Source organism: Roseateles toxinivorans (genome assembly GCF_004362525.1).
In the GTDB taxonomy this organism is placed as follows: domain Bacteria; phylum Pseudomonadota; class Gammaproteobacteria; order Burkholderiales; family Burkholderiaceae_C; genus Paucibacter; species Paucibacter toxinivorans.
Window position 1 is genome coordinate 596,113 of sequence record NZ_SNXS01000005.1, and the last position, 6,472, is coordinate 602,584.

Consider the following 6,472-nt stretch of genomic DNA (forward strand, 5'->3'; position numbering starts at 1 on the left):
GGTCACCAGCAGGCGCAGCGTAGGGACCGCTCAGTTCTTGACAGTGACAATCGTCACGCGGCGATTTTCCGGGGCGTCGATGCGATTTCTGTTCATCGGTTCGCTGGCGCCCTTGCCTTGAGGCAGCAGGCGCTCGGGCAGCAGGCCGTGGTTGCTGACGATATAGGCCGCCACCGCTTCGGCGCGCTGCTGCGACAGCTTCTGATTGAGCTCGGCGTCACCGCGCGCATCCGCATGCCCCTCGACCCTGAACGAGAAGCCGGCCAGTTTGTCGGACTGCAGGGCCCGCGCCAGGGTGTCGAGCAGGCCCTTGGTCTCGGCCCCCAGCTCGGCAGAATTGGTCGCAAAGGTGATCAGCAGGCTGGCCTTGCCGGCATTCGGATTGGCCGGCACGGCCGCCGCGCCACCCGGTACGGCGGGGCGGAAGCCGCGCGTCTTGGTATCGCCAGCGGCCCCATCGGCGGGCGCATCGACGACCAGGGCTTCGATCAGAGCGGCCTCGGTGACCTGGGAGCCCTTCAGCAGGGTCTGCGCCGAGACGACGGGGCTCAGACCCAGGCCCAGCATGAGCAACAGACTTGAAAGCATGAGTTTCATGGTGCAACGTCCTTTGTTGAGCTGAAGCCGAGAACCCGGTACCGCGGCTCAGTTGTTCGATTCCAGCTGGCGCTGCTCGAACAGATAGTCACCCCCGGCCTGATGGCCCGCCGCGCTGCTTGAGCCGTACTTGGGCCGCTGCGGCAGTTCCTTGGCCACCGCAAACCGCACCCGCTCGAACACATTGCCTCCGGCCTGCCAGCTGTTCACCTGCTTCAACTGGTTCATCAGGTTCCAGGCAAACGGCGAGTGGCCGTTCTTGCCCTCGTCGAACACCGGCTCATTGCCTCCCGAGGACATCACCACCACCGATTTGCGCGCCAGCACCGCCTGCGGGTCGGCGCCGCCGGGCGTGGCACGGATGCGCTCGTCCGAGACCAGCGAGCCCGAGTAGCAGCTGTCCGAGATCAGCGCCACCTGCGACGCGCCGATCTGCGCGATCATGCGGCCGATGTCGGCATTGGACAGCCAGGTCTCGGGCTTCTTGGCATCGGCGTCGGCCAGCTGCCAGTAACCGAGGCCGGTGGATTCGACCAGCTCGCCGTGACCGGCGTAGTAGATGACCACCGAGTCCTTCGGCCCCAGCTCCAGCGCCAGCTTGTTCAACGCGCTGACGACCGCCTGCTTGCTGGCGTTGGGGATGACCACGGTCTCGTAGCCCAGCGCCCCGTCGAACAGGCTGCCCACGGTCTGCGCGTCCTTCACCGCGTTGCCCAGCTGCGGGATGCTCTTGTCCTGGTAGTTGTCGATGCCGATGACGACGGCGACCTTGCGCTCGATCTGCGGCAGGGCCGCGGCCTTGACCTTGCGCTTGTGGCTGAGGTTGACCGTCAGGCCCCTGGGCTCGGGCAGCGCCGCAGCGGTCTTGCCAGGAGCCTGTGCCGCCAGTGCGGCTTGCTGTTGCTGCTCCGCTTGCTGTTGCGCCTGCTTGGCGGCCTGAATCTGCTGCTTGAGCTCGCCGGTCAATATGCAGTCGCCCGCCTCGACATCCTTGGCCGACTTGCACAGGCGCAGATCGGCCAGCGCGGCGTCCTGCTCCAGCTTGTAGATGGCGTCGGCGAACAGGGCCTTTTTGTAACGGTCACGCGAGGCCAGCATATTGGCCAGCGCGTCCTGCGACATATCGCCCAGACGCACGCCCGCAAACGAGGGCGTGCCACCGGCATTGCCACCCAGCGTGGACAGCAAGGCAGCGCCGGCCACCTCAGCGCCGGCAGCCGGCGCCTGCAGCATATTCAGCAGGCCGCCCAGGCCACTGTTGGTGGGCGCCTGCGGTGGGTTGAGCACCGAGTTGACGGCCACGGCCGTGCCCTGATTCAAGGTGGCTGCAGGGCTGATTCCTGTAACGGTGAAAGCCGTGGCATTGCCCGGCGCCTGGACAAAACTGTAGTTCTGCGCGCTCAGGCCCGCACCCAATATGGCGTAGCTGCCCGCCGCCGTCTGCACCTCGACCTCGCTGCTGAAGCTCAGCGCACCGCTCGTCGCCGACTGTTGGGTCTCGCCGCCGACGAAGCCTGTGACGCTGCCGCTCAGCACCGGCACCGCGTCGCCAATGGACTTGCTCACCGGGCTGGCCAGGTACTGCAGGCTGGCCGGGGTGATGCTGGCCGTCAGGCTTGGCGTGACCACCTGGTAGTTGCCCGCGTCTGCACCGATGAGGGTGTAGCCACTGACCGTAACCGGCTTGGCATTGCCAACGTTCTTGTCGCTGAAGCTGGCGCTTGCCGTGCCGCCGACGCTGACGCTGTCATTGGCCAGGGCCTGCACGACGGCGTTGCCGCTGAGGCTGGCCACCAGGGTGGCGTCATAGACCTTGTTGTTGGCGCTGATGCCGCTGATGGTCAGGCTGGCGGGCGTGATGTCGGCCCTGAGATCGGCCGGCGGGTTCAGCGTGTAGTTGCCGGCGTCCGCACCGCTCAGCGTATAGCCGCTGACGCTGACGCTCTTGCCGCTGCCGACATTCTTGTTTGCGAAGCTGGCGACGGCCGTGCCACCGACGCTGACGGCATCACTGCCCAGGGCCTGCACGCTGGCGCTGCCGCTAAGGGTAGCCGAGGTGCCGGCGTCATAGACCTTGTTGTTGGCGCTGATGCCGCTGACGCTCAAGGAGGCCGGGGTGATGCTGGCCGTCAGGTTGATCGGCGCCTGCAGGGTGTAGTTGCCAGCATCTGCCCCGGTGAGGCTGAAGTTGCCGACGATGACACTCTTGCTGGCGCCGACGTTCTTGTCGGCAAAACGGGCGTTGGCATTGGCGGCGTCGACACTGACGACATCGCTGCCCAGCGCGCTGATATTGGCGCCGCCGGTGAGTGTGGCCACCGTGCTGGCGTCATACACCTTGTCGGCCACGCCCAGTCCGGCGATGACCAGGGTGGCCGGGGTGATGTTGGCGCTCAGGCCGGTGGGCTGTGCGGCGGTGTAGTTGGCCGCGTCGGCGCCGCTCAGCGTGTAGCCGCTGACGCTGACGCTCTTGCCGGTGCCGGCGTTCTTGTCGCTGAAATTGGCCACGGCCGTACCACCGACAGTGACGACATCGTTGCCCAGGGCCTTGACGGCCGCGCTGCCGGCCAGGGTGGCCGCCGTGCCGGCGTCATAGACCTTGTTGTTGGCGGTCAGGCCGCTGATGGCCAGCGTCGCCGGGGTGATGTTGGCGCTGAGGTTGGCGATCGGCTGCAGCGCATAGTTGCCGGCGTCGGCACCGCTGAGGCCAAAGCCGCTGAGCACCACGGTCTTGGCCGTGCCGACGTTCTTGTCAACGAAATTGGCCGTGCCGCCGCTGAGCGTCACCACATCGCTGCCGAAGACGTTGACCTGGCCCGTGCTGGCCAAAGTCGCCACCGTGGTGGCGTCATAGACCTTGTTGTTTGCAGTCAGGCCGGTGACGGAGACGCTGGCCGGTGTGATGTCCGCGCTCAGGTTGCCCGAGAACGACACCGTGTAGTTACCGGCGTCGGGCCCGCTCAGCCCGAAACCATTCAACACCACGGTCTTGTTGCTGCCCACATTCTTGTCGACGAAACTGCCCGAGCCGGAGGACAGGCTGACCGAATCGCCTTCCAGCGGTGTGATGGACGAACTACCGGAGATCGACACCGAGGTGCCACCGTCGTAGACCTTGCTCGCCGCACTCAGATTGCCGACGTTCAGTGCCAGCGGTGTGATGTTGGCAACGAGCGTCGGTGCGATCAGGTTGTAGTTGTTGGCGTCCCCGCCACCCAACTGCAGACCGAACACGCTCACCGGCTTGGCGGTTCCGACGTTGCGGTCGCTGAACGACGCCACGCCTTCGAAGGTGGCCAGCGGGGTGATACCGCCTTGCGCGCCATTGCCCTTGCCGCCCGCGAGCTCGGAATTGTTCTGGAAGAAAACGAACACCGAGTCTTCGCCCAAGGGGTTGACCGTCGGCGCGCCGCTGAGTGTGGCCGCGGTCGAACGGTCATAGGTCTTGTTGACCGCGGTCAGTCCGGTGACCAGCAGGTCGGCCCGGGTGATGGCGGCAGCATAGTCGACAGCGACTTCCCCGGTATCGAGCTTGTAGTTGGCCGCACGCCCCCCCCCACTCCCATCCACCAACTGCACACGGGGACTGACGAAGACGACCTCGCCAACGTCCTTCGACACAAAATCGCCATTGGCAACGAAGCCAAGGCTTTCGCCGCTCACCAAGCCGCCGATGATCTGGCCTGTGACCGTGGCGGTGGTGGTGGCGTCATAGACCTTGTCGGCAACCTGGAGGCTGTACTGCAATGATCGCTGAGTGATCGTGCCCTTCAAGGTGTTCTGCACGGTGTAGCCGAAGACGGGTTTCTGCTTGGCATCGACGAACATGGGGAACATCAACAGGCCGGCATCCAAGGGCTTGTCCACCCCGGCGTTCTTGTCCAGAAACACCGGCGGATCAATGTCCGCAAGGATCATGGCCGTATCGCCCGGCAGGGTAGTGATCCTGGGGCTTCCGAAGAACGTTGCTGCGGTCGTGCCGTCGTATTCGCGCGGAACCACATCGCCCTCGATCCGCGCGACCTGAGGGGTGGCAAACAGGATTCCATTCAAGCCTGCTTGACTGGGGGGCGTGTCGAAGAAACCGGCGGAGCCATGCATGGTGTAGTCATGGTTCAGATCGTTCGGCGACCAGTTGAGCTGGGGGTCGCTCGCGTAGATCAGCCAGTTGCCATTGGGGGTGGTAAGGAGTGCATCGGCCTGGTTGTCGAAGTGGGTCAGCGCGCCGCCGTTAAAGCCACTCAGCCCGATCGCCAGGCCGCTCGCAGTTGACGACAGCGACGAACCGAAGGTGAACTGCATTCGGTCGGCCTGCACGTCGATGGCTCCGCCGGCCTGGATGTGGCTGTTGGTCATGGTCAGGCCGCCAAAGGAGCCGCGGGTGGCTTGTATCAGCACATCCCCGTCGGTCACCACGCGGGTATGACCCAAGGCGAGGCTGGGCCCGATCAGGGTCACCGAGCCGCCGCCTGTGGAGTTGATCACCTCCGACGTCAGGTCACCGTTGACCCGCAGCGATCCGGTCGGCGAGCCGCCGGTCGCGTCGACCAGGATGTTGGCGCCATGGGCGGCCACCAGACTGGTCGTCTCGGTGGCAATGACCACGCCGTCCGTACCCTGGCCACGCACATACAGCTGGTAGCTCGGGTCGGTCACAGGTGTGCCCGGATCCACCACAAGGCGAGCGCCCCGGCCGGTGCCGGGGTCCATCTGCACGCCCACACCGTTCAGCGACCAGCCGGAGACATTGATCGATTGAGTGGCCTCAAGGCTGCTGCCGGGGCCGAGCGTCACGCCCGTGCCGGCCGTCCCCGCCGAGCCCAGCAGCGTGATGTTGCGGCCGATCAGCAAGGGCTGACGTTGCTGGCCCATGCCCGAGCCTTGCAGCACGATGCCATCGCCGGCACCTGACATGGCGGTGGCACCACGCAGCGAAAGGTTGCCACTGCCGGCATCCAGCACCGTGCCGGACTCCAGCGTGATGCCCGCACCGAAGCCTTTCGTGTTCACCGCCGCGTTGGCGAATGAATTGCCACCGGCCAGCTGGCCGGTGCCGCCGCCGCCGATATCGATATTGCCGCCACCCGAAACAATGGTGGAAGCGCCGCCAAAGTACACCGTGCCGCCCGATGGCAGCCCGCCCTGGCCGGCCACGAAGGTCACGTTCAGCGCACCGTTGAGGCCCGAGATCGACGAATCGATCATGTCGATATTGCCGTCGGCCAGCAGGGTCAGGTTGCCGCCGCTGGGCCCGGAGCTGTGGGAGATCGTTGCATTTCGCAACTCGATATTGCCCTGCTGGCTGCCCCCGGTCGAGGTCTTGATGACGACCGTCTGGCCCGCATTCAGCGCATCGTTGATGTCGCCGCTCAGCAGCACCGAATCATCACCACTGGGATCGAAGAATGTGCCCGCAGCAATGCGCTCGGTGCCATAGCCATAGCCGGTATCCGAGATATAGATGTTGTACGGGTCGATCAGCCACTGGCCCGCCTTGCCCTTGGGGGCACGTGTATCGATGGCGGTCGGCCTGGCATCCAGCCAGCCACCCGAGGTTTCGATGAAGCCGCCGTCCCCGCCCTCGGGGCCGCCCCGGGCACTGAAGCTGCCGTAGGCCCGGGTCGACTTGTCGCTCCAGACGATGACGCGCCCGCCGTAACCCTGCTCGGTGGCATCCGCCGCAATGTGCACCTCGGGGCCGATATAGGCCGCCACGGCATTGGGCACGCTGGCGTCCTTGCCCTCCTGCCCGCCGCCGACCAGCACCTGGCCGCCGCCGCCGGCCCCCGAGGCGCTGACCGCGGCCCTGTCCGTCAGGCCCACCTGCCGGCCCAGCAGCTGGATCTGGCCGCCCTTGCCGCCATCACCGCCATCG

At 65.9% G+C, this 6,472-nt stretch carries 2 protein-coding genes; both read right to left on the reverse strand.

Going from position 1 to position 6,472, the window contains the following annotated elements; translation table 11 throughout:
• Positions 1 to 30 precede the first annotated feature (30 nt).
• Entirely contained in the window at positions 31 to 597 is a 567-nt protein-coding gene (locus tag DES47_RS21060; protein ID WP_133702696.1) for an OmpA family protein, read from the reverse strand.
• Positions 598 to 645: 48 nt separating this feature from the next.
• On the reverse strand, positions 646 to 6,472 hold a 5,827-nt coding region (locus DES47_RS21065; RefSeq protein WP_133702697.1), incomplete at its 5' end, for a YDG domain-containing protein.